This window comes from Silvimonas amylolytica (assembly GCF_014645555.1).
GTDB lineage: Bacteria > Pseudomonadota > Gammaproteobacteria > Burkholderiales > Chitinibacteraceae > Silvimonas > Silvimonas amylolytica.
Genome location: NZ_BMLY01000001.1, coordinates 924168 through 945061 on the forward strand (window position 1 = coordinate 924168; position 20894 = coordinate 945061).

The following is a 20894-nucleotide window of genomic DNA, read 5'->3' on the forward strand; positions in this document are numbered from 1 at the left end:
GAGATGACTCACCGGGCTACAGGAAATTGCCCGTGCATGCTTTATAGCTGCCATCACACAGCCGGCTGGCCTTGATGGCCTCCAGGTACTGGACGGTTTTCTGTTTGGGTAGACGCATGGGCTTGTTGGCGCTGGCCTCAAACGCACTGCCCGGCCGCCACGAATACTGCACTTTGTGCAAAAAATCCTTGCCTTCAATGAACGCCACAAACTGCCCTTCACCAAAGGGTGCTGCGGGTTCCAGTTTGTCGCAGAAGCCCCCGCTCACCGCAAACAAAAGTCCATCAATCTGGTTCAACCCATGTGGCATTTCGTCGCGCTTGCCGCCGCAGCCGGCTTGCGTGGCGCTCATGAACTGACTGAGTGCCACTTCAGAGATATGCACTTTCTTTTCCGTCATCTGCTTGAGCACGGTCGCAGACGGGTATGGAAAACGCGCAATGGCCAGATATTCGCCGCGCCAGTGGTTGATGTCCTCGCCTTCGGGCAGGTATTCGGCCATGAAGCCGCCAGCAGGATCACCCTGCATCCAGGCCAGTTTCCAGCCCTTGGGGATTTGCGTGGTCACGCGCTCACCCGTCACGGCAAACGGTGCGCCGACCGTGGGTGCGACAGGGGCGGCGTGAATGGGGGTGGCGCACACCAGAGTGAGCAGGCCAGTCAGGGCAAAACGGGGCATGTCATGTCCAGCAAAAAACATCAAAGTATTCCGGCAAATCCAGGATGGTGGCAAAGCGGCCCGATGGTAAGGCGCGCGCGAACGCCGACAGTACACGGGGTACGGCAAGTGAGTGCAACGAAGCCCGCGGGCTGCTACGTCACAATCGAGCATCATAAAGAAAAAGCCCCGCGATTGCGGGGCCTTGCATGATACGAAACAACACGCCGATCAGGCCAGTTCCAGCGCCCGGCCGCCGCGGTCGAACAACAACGCACGGCTGGCTTCAATGTGCAGACCCACCGTGTCGCCCACGCGCGGCACGTCCACATCACCCGGCAAGCGGATGGAGAACGGCTCGGCGCAGCCGGCCACAGCGGTGTGCACCAATTGCGTATCGCCCAGGTTTTCTACCAGATCAACCCGCGCTTGCAGGCCTTCACCAGCACCAACCACACGCACATGCTCCGGACGGATACCCAGAGTAACGTCACCTGGCATTTCGCCAGCTGCAGCACGATCCAGCGTCAGGCGTTGCTCGCTACCCACCTTGAGCAGCAGGTTGCCAGCAACACCACCGGCCGTCTGGCAGGCCAGGAAGTTCATCTTGGGCGAACCCAGGAAACCGGCCACGAAAGTGCTCTTGGGCTCTTTGTAGAGCTCAATCGGCGCACCAACTTGCTCCAGCTTGCCCTGGTTGAACACGGCAATACGGTTGCCCAGCGTCATGGCTTCCACCTGATCGTGCGTAACGTAGACCATGGTGGTGCCCAGTTCGCGGTGCAGGCGGGCCAGTTCGATCCGCATCTGTACGCGCAACGAGGCATCCAGGTTGGACAACGGCTCGTCAAACAAGAACACCTTGGGCTGACGCACAATGGCGCGACCAATGGCCACACGTTGACGCTGACCACCCGAGAGCGCGGCCGGCTTGCGGTGCAAAAGGTGCGTGATGTGCAGCACTTCGGCGGCACGGCCCACGGCCTCTTTGATCTTGTTCTTGTCCATGCCGGAGAGCTTGAGCGCAAAGCCCATGTTCTCACCCACCGTCATATGCGGGTACAGTGCGTAGCTCTGGAACACCATGGCAATGCCGCGCTCGGACGGATGCAGATCGTTGGCGCGCTCGCCCTCGATAAAGAGGTCACCACCGGTGATGTCTTCCAGACCGGCAATCATGCGCAAGAGCGTGGATTTGCCGCAGCCGGACGGGCCGACGAACACGACAAATTCGCCCTTTTTGACTTCCAGATCCAGGCCATCAATCACCGGCGCGTTATCGCCGTAGGCCTTCTTGATGTTCTTCAGTGAAATGGCAGACATGATGCTCAGCCTTTTTTCTGTTGGCTGATGAATTCACGGTACCAGTGTGCGCTGTCTTTGAGCGTACGCTTCTGGGTCTGGTAATCCACATGCACGATACCGAAACGCTTGGACAGGCCCGAATCCCATTCAAAGTTATCCAGCAGGCTCCACTCAAAGTAACCGCGGATGTCCACACCAGCATCCATCGCATCTTTCAGTGCGGAGAGGTGGCGTTGCAGGAAGTCGATGCGTTGCGGATCGTTGACTGCGCCATCCTTGATGCTGTCCGGGTTGGCCATGCCGTTTTCGGTGATCAGGATCGGTGGCAGATCAGCGTATTCGCGCTTCAGGCGCAGCAGCAAGTCAGTCAAACCCTTCGGATAGATTTCCCAACCCATGTCAGTACGGCCCAGTTCGCACGGTTCCGGAATCTTCGGCGTATCGGTCGAGCACCAGGCGCGGAAGTAGTAGTTCACGCCCAGGAAGTCGATCTTCTGGCCGATGATTTCAAAGTCGCCATCCTGCACTTTCGGGGCGGCATCGCCATATACTTCCAGCGCCAGCGGCGGGTAGTGGCCCTTGAAGATCGGGTCCATGAACCAGCCGGTGAAGTTTTCGTATTCCAGTTGAGCCTGGCGCTTGTCAGCGGCGCTATCGGTCGCCGGATCAGCATCAGACTGGTTCAGCACGATACCCAGTTGGGCGGAGATGTTCAGTGCGCGCAGCGCCTTGATGGCTTCGCCGTGCGACAGCAGCAAATGGTGCGAAACCTGGTTCGCCAGTGCCACATCCTTGAAGCCCGGAGCAAAACGGCCCAGATGGTTGCCCAGATACGCCGTGCACCACGGTTCGTTGTGGGTAGCAATGGAAGCAACACGATTACCGAAGCGACGGCCGACTTCAGCGGCGTATTCAGCAAACAGTTTCACGGTTTCACGGTTGGCCCAGCCGCCGCGATCTTGCAGCGCTTGCGGCAGATCCCAGTGGTAAAGGGTGATGTGCGGCTTGATACCCTTGGCTTCCAGCTCGGAAATCAGGTTCTCGTAGAATTTGAAGCCGGCTTCGTTCCACTCGCCAAAACCCTTGGCCTGCACACGCGGCCAGGCAATCGAGAAACGGTAGGCATCAAGGCCCAGGCTCGCCATGATGGCGACGTCTTCTTTGTAGCGGTGATAGTGGTCGCACACCACGGTGCCATCGCTGCCATCGCTGATCTTGCCTGGGGTAGCGCAGAACGTGTCCCAAATAGACGGGCCGCGGCCGTCAACGTCAGTAGCGCCTTCGATCTGGAAAGAACTGGTGGCAGTGCCCCAGATAAAGTCGCGGGGGAAATTCAGGGTAGTCATGGCAACTCCGTTTGGATTCAAAATTCAATCAATCAGGTGGTGCGCCTGCCAACGTCACCTTCGGTTACTTCGTTCAAATCATTCGACCAACCAGACTGAAAACGTTTTCAGGGCAGTTTGCAAAAACACCCTCCCTGCCCGACCAATGGCCGGGTGGGACGTATACGGTGTTTTGAAAACGGAAAAGTCTGGTGGTGTTGGTATCTGGTACTTCGTCAGTTAGCCCTTCACGGCGCCGGCAGTCAGACCTGCAATCAAGCGACGCGAGAACAAGGCAAACAGAATCAACAGCGGCAGCACTGCAATGGCAGAACCCGCCATCACCGCGCCCCAGTCCGTGTTGGTCGGGCTTTGCATGGAGCGCAAGGCCACCGGCACGGTAAAGCTTTCGGGCGAGTGCATGATCACGAGTGGCTGCAAGAAGCTGTTCCAGCTGCTGATGAAGGTGATCAGACCCAGCGTACCCAGTGCCGGACCAATCAGCGGCAGGACCACGTTCCAGTAAATACGGAACTCGCCACAACCATCAATCCGTGCAGCTTCCATCAGTTCTTTGGGCACCGCCGAGCTGATGTACTGGCGCATCAAAAAGATGCCAAACGCAGCGGCCGCAGCCGGCAGGTACAGTGCACGCGGTTGATCCAGCCAGCCAATGAAGTTCATCAGCATGAAGGTAGGGATCAGCCCCAGGAACGGCGGCAACAGCATGCTGCCCAGCACGATGGTGAACAGCGCCTTCTTGAAGCGGAACTCGTACATGGCAAAGGCGTAACCGGCCATGGAGCAAAAGAACAGCGCCAGTACGGTGGTCATCACGGCCACGTAAAAGCTCATGCCCAGGTTGTGCCAGTACGGAATCATGTCCGTCAGCGTATGGATGTTCTTCATCAGATTCGTGCCAAACCACATGGGTGGCGGAATCTGGTAAATGCGGTCACGCGGTTGCGTAGCCAGCACAAAGGTGAAGAAGAACGGTGCCAGCATCAGTACGGCACCCACCAACACAATGGCCCAGGCGATGGGCCGCGCGTAAGTCTTGCGGGTATTGACCATGGCCATGATTATTCCTCCTTGCCGCCGGCAAGGGCGAATAGCTTGTGGTTGCCATAAGAGAGCACGGCAATCACGATGAACATCACCCAGGAAATGGCACACGCCGTACCAAAATCACTGAAATAGAACGCAGTACGATACATATACATGGCAGTAGTCATACCGGCCTGACCAATACCACCGTTGTCGCCCAGCAAAATGAACGGCTCTTCAAACAGCTGCAGGTTGTTGATCAGCGTCAGTGAGACGGCAAAGAACATCATCGGACGGATCATCGGCAGTGTGATGTGCCAGAACTTGCGGAAGGTGCCGGCGCCATCGAGCGTGGCGGCTTCGTACAGGTCTTCCGGAATGGTCTGCATGGCCGCAAGGTACAGCACGGTATTCCAGCCTACATAACGCCAGAACACCACAAAGCTCACGGTCGGCTTCACGAGGGAGGTATCGAGCAACCAGTCAATCTTGTGATCCGGGAAGATGATCCCGATGCCCGGCACGTTGTGCAGCCACATCAGGATGGCGTTAATGGCGCCAAAATCTTTGGAGAACAAGGAGCTGAAAATCAGCGCAATGGCAACGCTCGAGGTAATAAACGGCATGAAGTACGCGCCCAGGACCGCATTGCGGCCACGGATAACGGTACTGAGGAATGCCGCAAACGGAATCGCCACAAGGTGTTGCGGCAAGCCCGAAGCAATGGCGATATAGACCGTGTTCCCAAGCGACTTCCAGAACCACGAATCGGTCAGCACAAACTTGTAGTTATCGAAGTGAATCCACTTGATGGCACCAAAACCGGCTGCCGGATCCCACTGGGCAAATGACAGCGTGGCCGAGAACACCAGCGGGAAAATGCCAAACACACAGAAGATAATCAGGAAGGGACTGATAAACAGATACGGGGCCCATTTCCAGGCCTGTATACGCTTTTTACGCGGCCGCGTTTCAACACTGGCGGCGGGGGACAACACGGATTCCATCAAACTTGCTCCGGCGTTCCGGTAATAAACAGCCAAAGGAACGGAACTGCCCTTCGACCCTGTAACGGGCACCCTGTAAACAGGTTGCGGGACGCTTGCAAAACACCCTGCCCTGCCGGCCTGCGTGGTTTTCCCCTCGGTGGCAGCCTCGGTTGGATCACGTCACCGGCAAAGCCGCATCTGCATCACGTTCCCGCAACACCCAGGAAAATGCAAACCCGGTCAAACAGGCGGCAGGCCAGGTTTCCCCTGCCCGCCGCCTTGTAGTACTCAACTCAAACGCTTAGCGACGAGCGCGACGTTCGATGTCAGCCTGGGCATCAGCCAGAGCGGCCTTGATGTCCTTGTTTTGATGCACAACTTGATCGAGCTGGTCGTTGATGATGTCTTCAGCAACGCCGTCGTTCTTGTTGATCGGGATTTCCGGGATGTGCTTGGCAGCTTCACGCCACATTTCACGTGCCTTCTGGCCACCCAGGTACGGCAGCGGCTCGGACATGATCGGGTCGTCTTGAGCAGACTTCAGCGACGGGAAGGCATCCATTTCCTTGAACGTAGCCAGTTGTTGCTCGCGGTTCAGGGTCAGGAACTTCAGGAACTCATAAGCCTCGGTCTTGTGCGTGCTCTTGGCCGGGATGGCGTAGAACGAACCGCCCCACGATGCATAAGCACCTTGCGGCAGGTTGGTCGCGCGCCACTTGCCGCCTTCATCCGGAGCCAGCCAGTGAGCCAGGTGACCATTCAGCCATGCGCCGATCGGCTGGGTAGCGATCTGGTCATGCTGAAAGCCTGCAGCCCAGTCGTTGGTCCACTGCTTGATGTTGCCGGCGATGCCAGCGTCCTGGGCTTCTTTAGCCAGCTTGAAGGCGTTTTCGAAGCGCGGGTTGCCGGCCACAATGACCTTGCCGCTCTTGTCAAAGTAGATGCCTTCGCCGTTCTTCAGGTTGGAACGGATGTAGATGTCCTTGATGTCCACCGGGCTGGCAACGAGGTAAGCGCCAGTCGCAGCCTTCACCTTCTTGCCTGCGGCCAGGTAGCTTTCCCAGGACTTGTTCAGATCGGCTTCCGAAACGCCGGCCTTGTCCATCAAGTCTTTGCGGTAGAACATCGTGCCCGGACCAATATCAACCGGAATGGCGTACTGGTCGCCATTCGGGCCCTTGGCTTGTGCCCAGGAATAACCAGTGACCTGGCTTTGGTACTGACCGACGTTGTACGGTGCCTTGGAGAGGTCTTCCAGACCGCCAGAAGCGACAAAGCGGCCCACGAAGCCGATTTCCAGACCAACAAGGTCAGGCAGGCCGGTACCGGATGCCAGTTGGGTGGTCACGGCGTTCACATGGTCAACGCGTTCGCGGCTCACCAGTTTGATTTCGACTTCAGGGTGAATCTTCTTGTACAGCGGGATGGCAACTTTGATGTCACGATCCAGATCCGGGAAGCTGGCAACAGTCAGGGTTACCGGCGTTGCGGACAGGGCCGGTACTGCGGCGGCCAGCAGAGCACCCATTACTGCGAGTCGTACTACTTTGTTCATCGCTCTCTCCAACGACTTGGGGGTTGTAGTAACATTGAAATCGATTTCGCGATTGCAGCATTTTCAAGCGTGTTTCGCTGATTTTTTTGAAATCGTTTTCAGTTTCAGGCATCCTTTTTACCAGGGCAATAAGTGGTTTCATGTAGGTGCAGCGTTTGCACTACAACAAGGCAACCCAAAACCCTTGCCTGGCGTTACTGTGACAAGGCAAGCACAATAAGTCAGGCAAATAATTGATTTAGCTGGTTATAAAACAGTAAACACGATCATTCAATGCGCTGATTGCAAAACCGTTAAACTTGATAACAACAGACAGTTTGCGCACAAAAATAGTGCAGCACGGTGTAGTCAAACCAACAACAGAAGCAAAATGGAAGACCAATCTGCAAAAAAAGACAATGTGACGGTGCAGGATGTCGCGCGTGAGGCGGGGGTATCGGCCAGCACGGTGTCACGCTATCTGACTGGCGTGACAGGTGTCTCCAAAATCAAGCAGGAGGCAATCTCCCGCGCGATCGACCTGTTGAACTTCACGCCTAATGTACTGGCGCAAAGCCTGAAAACAGGCAGCACCAAGACCATCGGCATCATTACCCAGGATCTGGGCTCCCCTTTCTTTGGTGAAGAACTCAAAGGGGTGGAACACGCCATTTCAGGTACTGGCTACGCGCTCTTGATCGTGAGTGGCCATTGGCAATCCCGTGAGGAAAAAGATCACGCGGAATTGCTCATCGGCCGAAGAGTGGATGGCATCATCATCTTTACGACCACCTCCAGCGACAAGCAGATCCTGGCATTATCAAGACAAGTACCCGTGGTGATCACGGGTCGCCGTCTGGATGCCCTGCCCCGTGCGCTGGGTCTGGCAGTCGATAACGAGATGGCTGCATTTGAGGCGACGCAATACCTGCTCAGTCAGGGACACCGCCGCATTGCGCATATCTGTGGCCGTCTGGGTCAGCCTGATGCGGAAGAGCGCCTGCAAGGTTACAAGCGCGCACTGCAGGAAGCCGGCATTGCGGTAGACCAGCGTTTGATTGCCAGCGGCGATTTCACCGAAACCGGCGGCGTACTGGCGATCAATCAGTTACTGGAATCGCGCAGCCCGTTTACTGCCATCTTTGCGGCCAACGACCAGAGCGCCCTGGGCGCGCGGTTGGGGTTGTATCGCCGGGGGATTCGCGTACCGGAAGAAATCTCATTGATCGGGTTTGACGATCTGGCGGTTTCCAATTACATGCTGCCGCCCTTGACCACGATCCGTCAGCCCACATTTGATCTAGGGCGGCTGGCCGGGCAAACATTGCTGGGCATGCTGCAAGGTTCGACCACACCGGTCGTGCAACCGCAGTTCGAACTGGTGAAGCGCGAATCCGTCCGACGGATCTGAAACACCTGTTATTTGAAGTTGTTACAATGCCGCAGCGGCCTGGATCTGATGATCCGGCCGCTGTTGTTTTTTAATCAGCACAGGAAGATGAACCATGAAAACCCGAGGCAAAACCCTGGTGCCGCGCAATCCGTTTGCGCTGGCAGCCAGCCAGCGACACGCCGGCGCGCACGACAAGCGCCACAAGATTAAACGGCGTGACGACAAACAAGCGCTCAAGCGCGAATTGCTCGAACGCGGGTCGTCGCAAATGAAAAAGGGAGGCAGTTTTGTGCCTCCCTTTCTTTTTGCCCATCGTTTTCCACAAAGTGCTGTTTCAGCGCGGTAAAGCCGGTAGCGGCACCGGATTGATCGCCGGTGTGTGGGCCGCATTCAGCATCATCACCATCCCCGTAAAGTAACCGATCAACCCCACCAGTTCGACAACCCCTTGTTCTTGCCACTGTGTCAGTGCGCGCTGCCAGGTGAGATCGCTGATGCCCTTGTTGCGCATCAGCTCCATGGTGAAGTCATAAGCCAGCGCTTCATCCACAGCCATCTGCTGTGGGCGGGCACCCTGTGCCAGTTCATCCAGCGTGGCTTGAGCCACACCTGCATCGCGTGCCAGCGGGTAATGCACCGACCACTCAAATGGCTCACTCCATTCACGCGCCACAATCGCTGTCACCCATTCGTTGATCCGTCGCGGCAAGATGCTGTCGTAGCGCAGGTATTCACCGACGCGCTGAATGCGATCCATCAGTTCCGGGCTGCGCAGCAAAGGCACAAACGGGCCTTTTACACCTTTGCGCGGGCCGTCGATCAGGGCTTGGGCCGCTTTGCGCTGGGCCTCGTTGAGCTCATCCATGGCCAGTGGCGGTAGCCGGTCGGGCCTTGTGTGATCGTTCATTAGACACTCCAGATTTCGTCAAGGTTGTACCACACCTGCCGCCATTGACCCGTCATGCAAGCGCCACCACCACGCGCTTGTTGCGAGCACCTTTGCTTTCAATCTTTTTGACGATCACGGGGCCAATCTCACCGGTACGCGCCACATGCGTACCACCACAGGGCTGCAGATCAACGCCTTCAATTTCAATCAGCCGGATTTCCGGCAAGTGCAGCGGCGGCGTCACAGACATGGTCTTGATCAGCTCTGGTTGGCGTTGCAGCGCCTCGCCACTGGTCATCTGTACGCGCACCTGCCGATCCTCGGCAATCAGCCGGTTCAGTTCAGCCTCGATGTGATCTTTGTCTAGCTCCATATCTTCAGGCAGATCGAAATCCAGCCGGCCGGATTCTGCCGTGAGATTCCCGCCCGTGACACCGGCTTTAATCACCACCGACAATAAGTGCAGACAGGTATGCACACGCATGTGCGCGTGGCGCCGTTGCCAATCCAGCGTAAGCGTCACCGGGGTGTCTGGTGCCAGCGGTGCAGCGCCAGCACCTAACACGTGATGGATCTCGCGTGTTTCCTTGTCCCGGCGGGTGTCGGTAATGGTCAATTGCGTGCCATCGGCCAGGGTGAGCGTACCGGTATCGCCAGGCTGACCGCCACCCAAGGGGTAAAACAGGGTTTCACTGAGTACCACCCCGCTTTCATCGTGCCGCACAACCGTCGCCGTCAGCGTTTGCTGGTATGGATCAAAATAAAAGCGCTCTTGCATGGGTGTCTCCGGTTTGCACTACGAGATAAGGCGAGCTTAGTCCACCCGTTTCGGACTGTGTCAGATACACCGTCTGCCCGGATTGGCCCACACACCTGCGCCGATGCCATGGGCGATTCGAAAACGGACGCAAAAACGACTCCTGCAACAATTCAGTTTTACTGAATTAAATGGGGCTGCCGCGAGATTGTCCGGCATCAAACCCGCGCCTAGACTCGGTTGCATTCCCCCAAGGAGTCTGCACGCGATGAATGCCCCGCTCTCGTTGTCTGCTCGTCCAGCCCGTTATCTGACCGAAAACCCTAACTGGTGTGTGAAGGCCCACGCGCACCACGCACGGCTGTATCACATTGAGATTGCGCCAGCCCTGTTGCAGCAATTCATGACAGCAACGGCTGACATCGACCCGCAACGGCTGGAATACGTCCCTTATATGCGTTTTATCCTGGCGCAAAAGCTGGACGACTTGCTCGGTCACGCATTTCGTACGCATTTGCGAGACATCCTCCATGACCGTGAATCGGGTGGTTTTACGCTGGGTATGCGTGGCACCACGGAACTACCGGCAGAATTCGTCAAATTCGGCACGGCCATTGCGCACCTTTTGGGTGTAGCCAATTTTGACTCCATGTCGGGTACTTTCTACGCACGGTTTACCGTCAAAGACACAGACAGCAGCGATTCTTACCTGCGTCAGGCCTATCGACTGTTTACGCTGCACACAGACGGGACATTTGTGGACGAGCCCACAGACTGGCTGTTGATGATGAAATTTGCCGAGCACAATGCCCGTGGCGGTGAGTCACGCATTCTGCATCTGGACGACTGGGAATCACTGAATACCTTCAGCACGCACGCGTTTGCCAGCCACGCCTTTACCTATAAGGCACCTTCCAGCAAGAACGTGGGGCAAACCATCCAGCGGCAGACTTTCTTCCTGCGCAACAACCGCCCATGCATCTGTTTTATTGACCAGTTTGTCTATCCGCAAACCGTCGCCGAGGCGCAATGGTTAAACGCGCTGTCTGAGTCCATGGAGTCCTCTTCCGGCACCGTGGCGTTGCCGCTGCCGGCGGGCGATCTGATCGTCCTCAATAACCTGTTCTGGCTGCACGGACGCGCCCCTTTCGAGAAAGATCCGGCACTGCACCGGGAACTGATGCGGATCAGAGGTGAATTTGCGGAGGATGCCGCGTGACCGGTTCCAGCACTGTGTTCGACTTTGTCATTGTGGGCGGCGGGATTGTCGGTTTGTCTTCTGCCGTTGCGTTGCAAGCCCGCTTTCCCAAGGCCCGGGTCATCGTCCTGGAAAAAGAAAACGGTTTGGCACAGCACCAGACCGGGCATAACAGTGGCGTGATCCATTCCGGTATCTATTACAAGCCGGGCAGCTTCAAGGCGCGCTTTGCACGTGCGGGCAATCAATCCATGGTGGCGTTTTGTCGCGAGCATGAGATTGAACATGAACTGTGCGGCAAGGTGATCGTTGCCACACGCCCGGAAGAATTGCCACAGCTGGAAAAGCTCTTTCAGCGCGGCCTTGATAACGAACTGGACGTCCAGCGGATCGGCCCGCAAGCGCTGCAAGAGATCGAACCCCACGTCCGCGGACTGGGTGCAATCCGGGTGCCTTCAGCCGGCATTGTCAATTACCGTCAGGTCTGTCTGAAATACGCAGAACTGATAGAAGCCTCCGGCGGAATAATCCGCCTTGGCTCGGCCGTGCGGCAAGTCATCGAAAAAACGGATCAACTGGAGGTGGTCACGCAAGCTGGCGAGGTGATACGCGGCCGCTTTCTGATCAACTGCGCCGGTTTGCACAGCGACCGCGTTGCGAAACTGGGCGGCGTGGATGCCGGCATGCAGATTGTGCCGTTCCGGGGTGAGTACTTTGAGATCAAGCCGGACAAGCGCTATCTGGTCAAACACCTGATTTACCCGGTGCCAGACCCGGCGTTTCCGTTTCTGGGTGTGCACTACACACGCATGATTGGCGGCCACGTTGAAGCTGGCCCCAACGCGGTGCTGGCCTTTGCCCGCGAGGGCTATGAGAAAACCGACTTCAATCTGGGTGATTTCTCCGAGGTCATGCGCTATCCAGGGTTCTGGAAATTATCGGCGCGGTACTGGCGGGAAGGTGCTCAGGAAATGCTCCGTTCCTGGAGCAAAGCCGCGTTCGTGCGCAGCCTGCAACAATTGATCCCCGAAATTACCGCGGATGATCTGGTGCCCGCCCCGGCCGGCATCCGCGCACAGGGGCTCAAAGCCAACGGTGATCTGGTTGATGATTTCCAGATCGTACCAGGACACCGTAGTATCCACGTCTGCAACGCGCCTTCACCTGCGGCAACGGCCTCGATCGAGATCGGCCGCTACGTGGCCGGATGCGTCCCGGCGTAGCCTGGGTCGGGGCCGGCGCGATATGCATAGGGTCACGATGGGAGACGTGGATTGGAACTCAGGCAACTGCGCTACTTTGTGGCGATTGCGGAACATTTGCATTTTGCCAGAGCAGCAGAATCGCTCGATCTGGCGCCTTCGGCCCTGACCATGCAGTTGCAGGCGCTGGAGCGGGAACTGGGTGTGCAACTGGTCGCGCGAACCAAGCGATCTGTTGCACTGACCAGCGCAGGTCAATCGTTTCTTGCTGAAGCCCGCAGCACATTGCAGCAGGCACACAGAACCGAGATGGTGGCGCGCCAGGCCGGACGCGGTGAAATAGGCAGTTTGCAATTGGGCTATGTGATCTCGGCAGCCTGTGCGGGCGTGGTACAGCAACTGCTGGCGGCCTATCGTTGCAAATATCCCGAGGTCCAGGTCACGTTGCAGGAGCTGGAAAGCCCGCTGCAAATCCAGCTTCTGGATCAGGGCCAACTGGACGCTTGCATTGTGCGGACTGTTGCTGGCGCACCAGAGGCATTTGACCAGTTGCCTTTGCAGCAAGACACCTTGCTGGTCGCCCTTCCCCACCAACATCCGTTACTGGCGCAAACCGCAGTGCGTGCGAGCGAACTCATGAACGAGCGCTTTATCACGCCACAGTTCCAACGGGATTTCGGCTTCACCCGACATCTGCTGGCCATCGGTCAGGCCGCAGGTTTTACCCCGCATGTGGGCGTGCCAACCCGAGATTTCATGACTGCACTGACCCTGGTCGCCAGTGGTTTCGGGGTGGCGATCATCCCTGCCGCAGTCAGCGTGCTCGCCATTCCCGGTGTAGCCTTCCGGCCATTGCTGGATGTAACAGAGACTTCTCCGCTCACCATGGTGTTTCGGCGCAACGAACGCTCCCCACTGATCATTCATTTGCGCGATGAAGCAAGAAAACTGGCGCAGACCGGCTGAAATCATGCCCGGTATGACTGATGGTGACTTGAGGTTGCGCTCAGGCCACTAGCACCGCGCCTAACGCCAGGATGGCGGGCACGGCTTGTACATAGAGGATTTTCTTGCCCACCGTGATCGCGCCATAGACCCCGGCCACAATCACGCACAGCAAAAAGAAGACTTTGACCCCAAGGCCCGCAGCGCCCAGCGTCAGCCCCCAGAGCAGGCCAGCGGCCAGAAAGCCGTTATACAAACCCTGATTGGCGGCGAGCGTTCTGGACGCTTCGGCAAACTCCGGCGTCAGCCGGAACACCTTGCGGCCGAGTGGTTTGGTCCAGAAAAACATTTCCAGCACCAGAAAATACAAGTGCAGCACGGCGACCAGCGCCACCAGCAAACTGGCAATCAATATCATCAACCTTCCTGGCTCTTGTTGTAATCAATAAAGCAACGAAACGGCGGGTTCAGCGTTTGCTGGCGTAACCAGCCAGCGAGGTTTCGATATCCGTAATCAGATCGCTGACCGCTTCAATACCAACAGAGAGCCTGACCAGCGTTTCGGTGACGCCTTGTCGTTCACGTTCTTCTGCGGCCAGGTTGGCATGTGTTTGCAAGGCAGGCACGGTAATCAGGCTTTCCACTCCGCCCAGACTTTCGGCATAGGCAATCAGGCGGGTTTGCTCAATCAGCCGAGCCAGGGTGCCAACGCTATCTACTTCAAACGAGACAATCGCCCCTGCCCCTCCGGCAAATTGTTTAAGTAGCCGGTGGCCTGCGTCATCTGGCAGCCCGGGGTAATACACCTTTTTCACAAAGGGTTGCTGACCCAACCATTGCGCGAGCGTCTCAGCGGATGACTGTTGTTGCTCCAGCCGCAACGCCAGTGTTTTCAGGCCACGCAAAGTAAGCCAGGCATCTTGCGGGCCGAGCACCGCGCCCATGGCGTTTTGCAGATAACCAACACGGCTGGCCAGTTCAGCCTCGCGCACGCTGAGCACACCGGCAATGGTGTCGTTATGCCCAGCCAGGTATTTGGACGCACTATGAATGACAAGGTCAGCCCCCAACTCCAGTGGCCGCAGCCAATAGGGTGTGAGGAACGTGTTATCGACCCACAATTGCACATTGCGTGACCGGGCCAGATTCACCAGCGCCGGTAAATCGGGTACTTCCTGCAACGGGTTAGAGAGGCTTTCGACAATCAATGCCTTGGTATGCGGATTGATGGCCGAGGCAAAGGCATCCAGTTGGGTCACCGGTACGTAGGTAACCGTCAGGCCAAACCGGGCGAACACCTGATCCAGCAAACGCTGGGTGCCGCCGTAACACCCTTCCGCCACCACCAGATGATCCCCCTGGTTGAAAAGGCTCAGTGCGGTGGTAATGGCCGCAAGACCACTGGCAAAAGCAAACGAGGCCGCTGCGCCATCCAGGCGTGCCATGGTGGTTTCCAGCGCGGCACGGGTAGGGTTGCTGCTGCGGCTGTAGTCGTAGCCAGTACTTTGACCCAGTGCCGGATGGGCAAAGGTAGCGGTCTGGTAAATCGGCATGCTGATCGCCCCGGTAACGGGGTCGAGACTGGAGCCGGCCTGGGCCAGCAGCGTTCTGATATCGGGCATCTGGGCGTCCGCAAAGCGCGAGGGTGGCGTATCAGTGTATGACACGATGGGACCGGCGTGTCACCTGTCCGCTTTTCCAGGTGTGGCGTTACAGCGCACGGACCTGGCGCTACCCATTGTAGTCAGTCTTTGCTGACATGTTCGGCCGCGCTGGTAGGGTCAGATCAGCACGCCTGGCAGAATTTCGGTCTGCAGGAAGTGCGCAATGGCGTCGGTATCGTGATCGCCAATCACCCGGGCAGCGCGGCTTTGCACCGCGGCTTCGGCATTGCCCATGGCGACACCCAGTCCGACGCCTTGCAGCATGGAAATATCGTTGTGGTTGTCACCAAATGCCACGGTTGCGCTGGCGGGTATACCCGCTGTCGCCAGCCATTTCTGCAAGAGCGCACCTTTGCTGTTACCCGCGCTGGCCACATCCACACGGTTCGGGCCAGAACGCTCGCACGCCAGCCCCAGTTCACTTTTCACGCGTGCGATAAAGGGCTCGATGCGGTCATCCACCTGGCTGGATACCGCATACTTCCAGATCAGGGGCTCAGCCTGCACCAGTGGCAACAGATCAGGCACATGGACCAGTTCTGGCCGCACGCTGGCGGGTAGCGTTTCCGCCCAGGCCAGAAGATGTGCCAGATGTGGCTCCATATCTGAATACGCTTGTGCCCGACGCAGGTACAACAACGCGTGTACATCGAATTCGCGCGTCAATTCCAGCACACGTAACGCCTCGGCGGCGGTCAGCGGACGGGCAAAGCCGGGCTCGTCACGCGCGAAATCCCATGCGTAGGTGCCGTTGCAAGCCAGCAGTGGCGTATCTAGCTTCAGTTGCTGGTGATAGGCCTTGGCCATGATGTGATGACGGCCAGTCACCAGAATCACCGTCAAACCAGCCGCGCGTGCGTCGTTGATGGCGCTCATGGATGCAGGCCTGATCTGTAGATCGCGGCCCAACAGCGTGCCATCCAGATCAAACGCCAACACACGATATGGCAACACGCCGGCCTGGCTCACAGATAGAACTCCATCCCGTTGTCAGGCACGTCGATGTCCATATGCGGCCAATCCATATTGGGCGTGCGATATGGGTACAGCGGTTCACCACTGGTTTTGCGGAATTCACTCGGGCTAACCCCCACACGTTTGCGGAACACGCGGGAGAAATACAACTGGTCTTCATAACCCACTGTGCCGGCGATGCGTGCGATCGGCGTGCGGGTGCTGTGCAGTAGATGCTTGGCCAGAATAATGCGTTGGTCTTCACGCCAGCGCAGGATGTTCACGCCCACTTGGTCCCGGAACAAATGCGCCAGTCGCGATGGCGACAAGCACACATGGCGCGCAATTTCTTCCAGGCCAATTTCCTGGCCCAGGTGACGCGTAATGTATTGGCAGGCTTCCTGCACCCGGCTGTCCAGCGGCTTGGGCAGATTCTCTGGCGAGATCTCATACGCGCGGATCAGCAAGCGCTCCAGCAGGTTGATCGCCAGCTCTTCACTGGTCACCCGGCCTTCGCGGTGTGTGCGGTCGATCAACTGAAAGAGTTCGTCAAACTCAGTGACCAGGGTTTTGTCCGGCAAGCTCAGTTTGCCGACTTTGCGGATCTGGTCCTGCCATTTGAGCCACGGCGCCCAATAAGCACGCGGGCGAAAGTAAATCCAGCGGTGATACCAGTTAGGGCTGGCCGGCGCGCGGCCGTAGTAATGCACGGTTTCAGGCGAGAACATCAACATGTCGCCCGGGTTGACGTAAAACGCTTCGTCCCCGTCAAACACCTTGCCCTGCCCCGCGACGGTCATGTTGATGATGTAGCCCTGCATGCCATTGGGGCGATCAATGATGAAATCCAGCGGGCCGTTCTCGATGATCGGCGTGATCCCGGCCACCAGGTACAGGTTGAACGAGTACCCCGGCATGAGCGGGTCAAGATTCTGTTTGGTCGCAGGCGGATCAAGATGTAGAGGTTGCATGAGGGCCTTCAGACTGAATCAGACACAGTGGATGGCGCGTGTTGATTAACCCGCCGCGCTTCAGTGTTATCAAGACATGACTTGCCAGACCCTGCAGCACGCCTGGCGCGGCCACAGGATCGTGTGTGCGGCAATCAAACTCGCGACGCACTCTTTTGCTTGTAGCGGTCAAAGATCACCGCCGCCAGCAGAATCAGGCCACGCACCACGTACTGGGCAAACGGCGAGATATTCAACAGGTTCATAGCGTTTTCGACCGTGCCCAGGATCAACACACCCGCGACCACATAACTGATTTTGCCCACACCGCCCTTGAGCGACACGCCACCCAGCACGCAGGCAGAGATCACGGTCAGTTCCAGACCCAATGAGGTCATCGGCTGGCCGGAGGTCATACGCGAGGCCAGCACCACACCGGCAAAGGCAGAGATCACGCCAGACAAGGTGAAGATGGCGATCTTGTTGCGCACCACGTTCACACCGGCCAGACGTGCTGCTTCTTCGTTGCCGCCAATGGCCAGAGTGTTACGGCCAAACAGGGTGCGGCGCATGACAAAACCGAACACCAGGAAGCAGGCAACGGTCAGCCACACCGGTACTGGCAAACCAAACCAGCTGGTGTTGCCCAGGGTGAAGAAGCTTTCCTGGTCCACCCCCACGGCCTTGCCGTCAGAAATGATGTACGCCATACCACGGGCGATCTGCATGCTGGCCAGCGTGGTGATCAGGGCGTTAATACCCAGCCAGGCCACGATGACGCCATTGAGAAAACCAAACACCAGGCCCGTGGCCAGACCGGCCAGCACACCCATAGTCACACTGCTGGTCATGTTGATGACGGTCGCGCACGCTACGCCGGCACACGCCACGACGGAGCCGACCGAGAGGTCGAAGTCGCCAGCGGCCAGGCAGAACAACATGCCGCAGCCGACCATACCGGCCAGCGAGACCGCCAACCCCAGGCCGCGCATGTTCTGGAATGACAAGAAGTTAGGCACCAGTGCGGAACAGGCAATAAACAGCACCAGGAACACCAGCAACATGCCGTAGGTATCCCACAGGCGGGCAAAGGCAGAGCGGCCCGGCGCCAGGGTGATTTCCGGCACGCCGCCAACAGCCGGGTTTGCAGAAGCTTTGGACATTTCAACTTTCCTTCAATTGCAAGTGACAGGAACGAACCGGAGCGCTTACGCGACTTCGACGGTCTGGGCAGGCTGGCGCAACATGGCCAGAGCCAGCGCTTTTTGTTCTGTGGCTTCATCGTGAGCGAGTTCGCCCACAATGCGGCCTTCACGCATGATGACGACGCGGTCCGCCAGACCCAGCGCCTCAGGCAGATCGCTGGAAGCAAACAGGATGGAAATCCCGTGTTCGGCCAGGTCGTACATCACACGATAAATTTCATGCTTGGCGCCCACGTCGATCCCGCGGGTGGGTTCGTCCAGCAACATGACCTTCATGTCCTCTGATAACCAGCGGCCCAGAATGGCCTTTTGCTGGTTGCCGCCAGACAGGTTCATGATCAGTTGCTGGTCAGACGGCGTGCGTACGTTCAGCTCTTTGACCATCTTGGCGCCATTGGCACGCTCCCAGCTTTCATCGACCAGACACCCCGCCTTGACCGTGCGGCGGCGGGCGCTGATGTTGATGTTGTCGCGCACCGAATGCACCGGCACGATGCCTTCGGCCTTGCGATCTTCCGGGCACAGCGTAATGCCGGCGGCAATGGCATCACCCGGGCGGCGGATGCGCAGCACCTGACCATCCACGCTCACCTGCCCGGCAAACACCGGGGTGGCTCCGAAAATGGCTTTCATCAATTCAGAACGGCCTGCACCCACGAGGCCAAACAGACCGACGATTTCACCGCGGCGCACTTGCAGCGACGCCGGTTCACGCAGGCCTGGTGCCAGCAAGTCACGGACATCCAGCCGTACTTCGCCATGCTCACGCGGGCGGTAGTCGTAAATATCGCCCAGTTCACGGCCAACCATCGCCTGTACCAACTGGTCATGCGTGACGGCGGACATATCGTTCCAGGTGTTGACGTAACGGCCATCCTTGAACACGGTCACGGCATCGCACATGCGGAAGATTTCTTCCATACGGTGCGAGACATACAAAATCACACGGCCTTCGGCCTTGAGTTCGTTGATGACACGGAACAGTTGCTCGATCTCTCGCGCAGAAAGCGAACTGGTGGGCTCGTCAAACGCAATAATGCGGGCGTTACGGGTCAGCGCCTTGGCGATTTCAACCATCTGCCACTGCGCAATCGACAAGCGCCGCAGCGGCGTATCCGGGCTGATGTCCATACCCAGATATTTGAGTTTTTCTGCGGCCATGCTGCGCAGCGTGGTGCGATCAACTACGCCAAAGCGGTGCGGTAACTGGCCCAGATAGATGTTCTCTGCCACCGTCATGTCCGGTGCCAGATGCAATTCCTGATAAATAATGGCCACACCAGCCTTGAGTGCATCCTGGGCGTGGTTGAACTGGACCGGCTGCCCGCCGATCTCGATCTGGCCGCTGCTGGGCTGATACATGCCCGAGAGGATTTTCAGCAGCGTGGATTTGCCGGCGCCATTCTCGCCCATGAGGGCGTGCACCGAGCCTTGCTGGCAACCAAAGGAAATATCCTGCAGCGCTTTCACGCCAGGAAACACCTTGCCGATGCCCTTGAACGCCAGATACGGTTTTGCGGATTCAGTCATACGTGCTGCTCGCAAGAAGCGGTGAAGCGGCAAACAAGCGGAGGAAACACGCCCGCGCCCTCTTCTACTTCATCAAATGTCATCAAATGCATGTCACCCGGAGCACGCCACACGGTTTGCTCCGGGCAACAAAAGACCAGGTCGTGCAGCCCGCAGGGTGGATGGTCACTGTGTTCCGGACCCGCCCTGCGGCCACATCAACTTACAGGCCCTTCTTCTTCAGCTCGTCTTTGTAGTTGTCGCGGGTAATCAGCACCACGTCGCTCACCTCAGTGAACTTCGGCGGCTGCTTACCGTTGGCAACCCATTCATGCAGCATCTTGATGGACTGATAGCCGTGAACATCCGGGCTAGGCAGCAGCGAGCCATAGAAACCGGTGGCTTGCGCCTTGCCCAGTTCGTTTTTGGCATCCACACCATTGATACCCACACCGATCACGTTCGGAGCCTTGAAGCCCTGACCTTCGGTGGCGCGAACGCCGCCCAGCACGGTGTTGTCGTTCATGCCGATCACCAGCCAGTTCTTCACATTCGGGTGTTGCACCAGCATGGAGTTAGCCGCATCCAGCGCGCCCGGGATGTCGTTGGACTTGGTCGGTACGGTGTAGATTTGGCCAGCGGGGAAGCCGTCAGCCTTCAGTGCACCCATCGAGCCATCAGTACGGCGGCGGGCGGTATCCAGTTCGTTGGCGGTAATGGCCAGGACACCGGTGTCCTTCACGTTCCAGTTACGCTTTTTCATTTCCTTGTACAGCTCTTGACCCTGACGCTCGCCCACTTTGGAGGCAGCCATCATCAGCAGCGGTACTTCGGTCATCGGCTGACCCTTGGCGTTGACGAACTGGTCATCCACGGTCACCACTTTCAGGCCCAGCGCGTTGGCCTTGGCCATGATGGCCGGGCCCAGTTTGGGATCCGGTGTGCAGATCACGAAGCCCTTGGCGCCGCTGGCAGCCAGGGTGTCGATGGCATTCAGGGTTTTCTCACCATCCGGTACGGCGATCTTGATCACCTCAAAGCCCATATCCTTGCCAGCCTTCTCGGCAAATGCCCATTCGGTCTGGAACCAGGGCTCTTCTGGTTGCTTGACCAGATAACCCAGTTTTTCTGCGGCATATGCACTGCCCACTGCACCGAACATTACACAGCTCAAAGTGAGCAATTTGACCATTTTGTTCATATCTGACTCCGTTATATTTGCGTTTCGCTATAGGTCGTACCTGGAACAACGTACTTACAAATACCAGCCACTTAGCCGTGCGATGCAGCAAACATGCGGATACAGAGTCGCTTTTTTTGCTGCCGGCTGAAGTTGTGGCGATTATATGGCCGGGTTTTTCGTAGCGACT

20 protein-coding genes are annotated in these 20894 nt (G+C 57.7%); 5 read left to right on the top strand and 15 right to left on the bottom strand.

Annotated features, from left to right (window positions below; genetic code table 11):
- Positions 1 to 16 precede the first annotated feature (16 nt).
- The 6 genes from IEX44_RS04125 to IEX44_RS04150 all read right to left on the bottom strand — a co-directional run bounded on the left by IEX44_RS04125 (position 17) and on the right by IEX44_RS04150 (position 6879).
- Entirely contained in the window at positions 17 to 679 is a 663-nt protein-coding gene (locus tag IEX44_RS04125; protein WP_188689204.1) for a hypothetical protein, read from the bottom strand.
- 210 nt (positions 680 to 889) lie between these two features.
- Positions 890 to 1981 carry an ABC transporter ATP-binding protein gene (locus tag IEX44_RS04130; protein ID WP_188689206.1) on the bottom strand — a complete coding sequence of 364 codons (1092 nt, stop codon included), beginning with the start codon at positions 1979 to 1981 and terminating at the stop codon, positions 890 to 892.
- A gap of 5 nt (positions 1982 to 1986) precedes the next feature.
- Positions 1987 to 3309, bottom strand: coding sequence for a GH1 family beta-glucosidase (locus IEX44_RS04135; RefSeq protein WP_188689208.1), 1323 nt, complete (start codon positions 3307 to 3309; stop codon positions 1987 to 1989).
- A 219-nt stretch (positions 3310 to 3528) separates the two neighbouring features.
- Positions 3529 to 4368, bottom strand: coding sequence for a carbohydrate ABC transporter permease (locus tag IEX44_RS04140; protein WP_229678737.1), 840 nt, complete (start codon positions 4366 to 4368; stop codon positions 3529 to 3531).
- 2 nt (positions 4369 to 4370) lie between these two features.
- Entirely contained in the window at positions 4371 to 5342 is a 972-nt protein-coding gene (locus IEX44_RS04145) for a carbohydrate ABC transporter permease (protein ID WP_188689210.1), read from the bottom strand.
- 283 nt (positions 5343 to 5625) lie between these two features.
- Positions 5626 to 6879 (bottom strand): ABC transporter substrate-binding protein, encoded by a 1254-nt coding sequence (locus tag IEX44_RS04150; RefSeq protein WP_188689212.1) that lies wholly within the window; start codon positions 6877 to 6879, stop codon positions 5626 to 5628.
- 370 nt (positions 6880 to 7249) lie between these two features.
- On the opposite strand from IEX44_RS04150, the gene IEX44_RS04155 reads away from it, so the two are divergent.
- A complete protein-coding gene (locus IEX44_RS04155) occupies positions 7250 to 8269 on the top strand; it encodes a LacI family DNA-binding transcriptional regulator (protein WP_188689214.1) in 1020 nt (339 codons plus the stop codon).
- A gap of 94 nt (positions 8270 to 8363) precedes the next feature.
- Positions 8364 to 8597: a hypothetical protein gene (locus IEX44_RS04160; protein WP_188689219.1), complete on the top strand. Its 234-nt coding sequence runs from the start codon at positions 8364 to 8366 to the stop codon at positions 8595 to 8597.
- Here the strand turns inward: IEX44_RS04160 and IEX44_RS04165 are convergent.
- Together IEX44_RS04165 and IEX44_RS04170 are read right to left on the bottom strand one after the other, a co-directional pair.
- Positions 8586 to 9158, bottom strand: a complete 573-nt coding sequence (locus IEX44_RS04165) for a carboxymuconolactone decarboxylase family protein (protein ID WP_188689221.1) — start codon at positions 9156 to 9158, stop codon at positions 8586 to 8588. The two genes, IEX44_RS04160 and IEX44_RS04165, sit on opposite strands and share 12 nt — an antisense overlap.
- 52 nt (positions 9159 to 9210) lie before the next feature.
- On the bottom strand, positions 9211 to 9918 hold the full coding sequence (locus IEX44_RS04170; RefSeq protein WP_188689224.1) for an alanyl-tRNA editing protein: 708 nt from the start codon (positions 9916 to 9918) through the stop codon (positions 9211 to 9213).
- 247 nt (positions 9919 to 10165) lie between these two features.
- Here IEX44_RS04170 and glaH point away from each other — a divergent pair, with 247 nt between their 5' ends.
- Genes glaH through IEX44_RS04185 form a run of 3 tightly spaced genes read left to right on the top strand, consistent with a single transcriptional unit; the run spans position 10166 to position 13263 of the window.
- On the top strand, positions 10166 to 11116 hold the full coding sequence (glaH, locus tag IEX44_RS04175) for a glutarate dioxygenase GlaH (protein ID WP_188689228.1): 951 nt from the start codon (positions 10166 to 10168) through the stop codon (positions 11114 to 11116).
- Positions 11113 to 12318, top strand: coding sequence for an L-2-hydroxyglutarate dehydrogenase (lhgD, locus tag IEX44_RS04180; RefSeq protein ID WP_229678738.1), 1206 nt, complete (start codon positions 11113 to 11115; stop codon positions 12316 to 12318). Before glaH ends, lhgD begins: the two co-directional genes overlap by 4 nt.
- Positions 12319 to 12369: 51 nt before the next feature.
- Positions 12370 to 13263, top strand: coding sequence for a LysR substrate-binding domain-containing protein (locus IEX44_RS04185; protein ID WP_188689231.1), 894 nt, complete (start codon positions 12370 to 12372; stop codon positions 13261 to 13263).
- 40 nt (positions 13264 to 13303) lie between these two features.
- On the opposite strand, the gene IEX44_RS04190 is transcribed toward IEX44_RS04185, so the two are convergent.
- The 7 genes from IEX44_RS04190 to IEX44_RS04220 all read right to left on the bottom strand — a co-directional run bounded on the left by IEX44_RS04190 (position 13304) and on the right by IEX44_RS04220 (position 20725).
- Positions 13304 to 13660 (bottom strand): DUF1304 domain-containing protein, encoded by a 357-nt coding sequence (locus IEX44_RS04190; RefSeq protein ID WP_188689233.1) that lies wholly within the window; start codon positions 13658 to 13660, stop codon positions 13304 to 13306.
- 49 nt (positions 13661 to 13709) lie between these two features.
- The gene (locus IEX44_RS04195) at positions 13710 to 14864 is read right to left on the bottom strand and encodes a trans-sulfuration enzyme family protein (protein WP_188689236.1); all 1155 of its coding nucleotides are present in this window, start codon (positions 14862 to 14864) and stop codon (positions 13710 to 13712) included.
- Positions 14865 to 15023: 159 nt separating this feature from the next.
- Positions 15024 to 15875, bottom strand: coding sequence for a pyridoxal phosphatase (locus IEX44_RS04200; protein ID WP_188689238.1), 852 nt, complete (start codon positions 15873 to 15875; stop codon positions 15024 to 15026).
- The gene (gene araC / locus IEX44_RS04205) at positions 15872 to 16831 is read right to left on the bottom strand and encodes an arabinose operon transcriptional regulator AraC (RefSeq protein WP_188689241.1); all 960 of its coding nucleotides are present in this window, start codon (positions 16829 to 16831) and stop codon (positions 15872 to 15874) included. Before araC ends, IEX44_RS04200 begins: the two co-directional genes overlap by 4 nt.
- Positions 16832 to 16965: 134 nt before the next feature.
- Complete coding sequence (gene araH, locus IEX44_RS04210; RefSeq protein WP_188689244.1) at positions 16966 to 17973, bottom strand: L-arabinose ABC transporter permease AraH; 1008 nt, start codon at positions 17971 to 17973, stop codon at positions 16966 to 16968.
- Positions 17974 to 18018: 45 nt separating this feature from the next.
- On the bottom strand, positions 18019 to 19545 hold the full coding sequence (araG, locus tag IEX44_RS04215; protein WP_188689246.1) for an L-arabinose ABC transporter ATP-binding protein AraG: 1527 nt from the start codon (positions 19543 to 19545) through the stop codon (positions 18019 to 18021).
- 202 nt (positions 19546 to 19747) lie between these two features.
- Positions 19748 to 20725, bottom strand: a complete 978-nt coding sequence (locus tag IEX44_RS04220; protein ID WP_188689249.1) for an arabinose ABC transporter substrate-binding protein — start codon at positions 20723 to 20725, stop codon at positions 19748 to 19750.
- Between the last annotated feature and the right edge of the window lie 169 nt (positions 20726 to 20894).

Excerpts from the sequence above, each read along its gene's own strand:
- IEX44_RS04125 (WP_188689204.1), bottom strand. The coding sequence starts at position 679 with ATGCCCCGTTTTGCCCTGACTGGCCTGCTCACTCTGGTGTGCGCCACC.
- IEX44_RS04130 (WP_188689206.1), bottom strand. The coding sequence starts at position 1,981 with ATGTCTGCCATTTCACTGAAGAACATCAAGAAGGCCTACGGCGATAAC.
- IEX44_RS04135 (WP_188689208.1), bottom strand. The coding sequence starts at position 3,309 with ATGACTACCCTGAATTTCCCCCGCGACTTTATCTGGGGCACTGCCACC.
- IEX44_RS04140 (WP_229678737.1), bottom strand. The coding sequence starts at position 4,368 with ATGGCCATGGTCAATACCCGCAAGACTTACGCGCGGCCCATCGCCTGG.
- IEX44_RS04145 (WP_188689210.1), bottom strand. The coding sequence starts at position 5,342 with ATGGAATCCGTGTTGTCCCCCGCCGCCAGTGTTGAAACGCGGCCGCGT.
- IEX44_RS04150 (WP_188689212.1), bottom strand. The coding sequence starts at position 6,879 with ATGAACAAAGTAGTACGACTCGCAGTAATGGGTGCTCTGCTGGCCGCC.
- IEX44_RS04155 (WP_188689214.1), top strand. The coding sequence starts at position 7,250 with ATGGAAGACCAATCTGCAAAAAAAGACAATGTGACGGTGCAGGATGTC.
- IEX44_RS04160 (WP_188689219.1), top strand. The coding sequence starts at position 8,364 with ATGAAAACCCGAGGCAAAACCCTGGTGCCGCGCAATCCGTTTGCGCTG.
- IEX44_RS04165 (WP_188689221.1), bottom strand. The coding sequence starts at position 9,158 with ATGAACGATCACACAAGGCCCGACCGGCTACCGCCACTGGCCATGGAT.
- IEX44_RS04170 (WP_188689224.1), bottom strand. The coding sequence starts at position 9,918 with ATGCAAGAGCGCTTTTATTTTGATCCATACCAGCAAACGCTGACGGCG.
- glaH (WP_188689228.1), top strand. The coding sequence starts at position 10,166 with ATGAATGCCCCGCTCTCGTTGTCTGCTCGTCCAGCCCGTTATCTGACC.
- IEX44_RS04190 (WP_188689233.1), bottom strand. The coding sequence starts at position 13,660 with ATGATATTGATTGCCAGTTTGCTGGTGGCGCTGGTCGCCGTGCTGCAC.
- IEX44_RS04195 (WP_188689236.1), bottom strand. The coding sequence starts at position 14,864 with ATGCCCGATATCAGAACGCTGCTGGCCCAGGCCGGCTCCAGTCTCGAC.
- araC (WP_188689241.1), bottom strand. The coding sequence starts at position 16,831 with ATGCAACCTCTACATCTTGATCCGCCTGCGACCAAACAGAATCTTGAC.
- araH (WP_188689244.1), bottom strand. The coding sequence starts at position 17,973 with ATGTCCAAAGCTTCTGCAAACCCGGCTGTTGGCGGCGTGCCGGAAATC.
- araG (WP_188689246.1), bottom strand. The coding sequence starts at position 19,545 with ATGACTGAATCCGCAAAACCGTATCTGGCGTTCAAGGGCATCGGCAAG.
- IEX44_RS04220 (WP_188689249.1), bottom strand. The coding sequence starts at position 20,725 with ATGAACAAAATGGTCAAATTGCTCACTTTGAGCTGTGTAATGTTCGGT.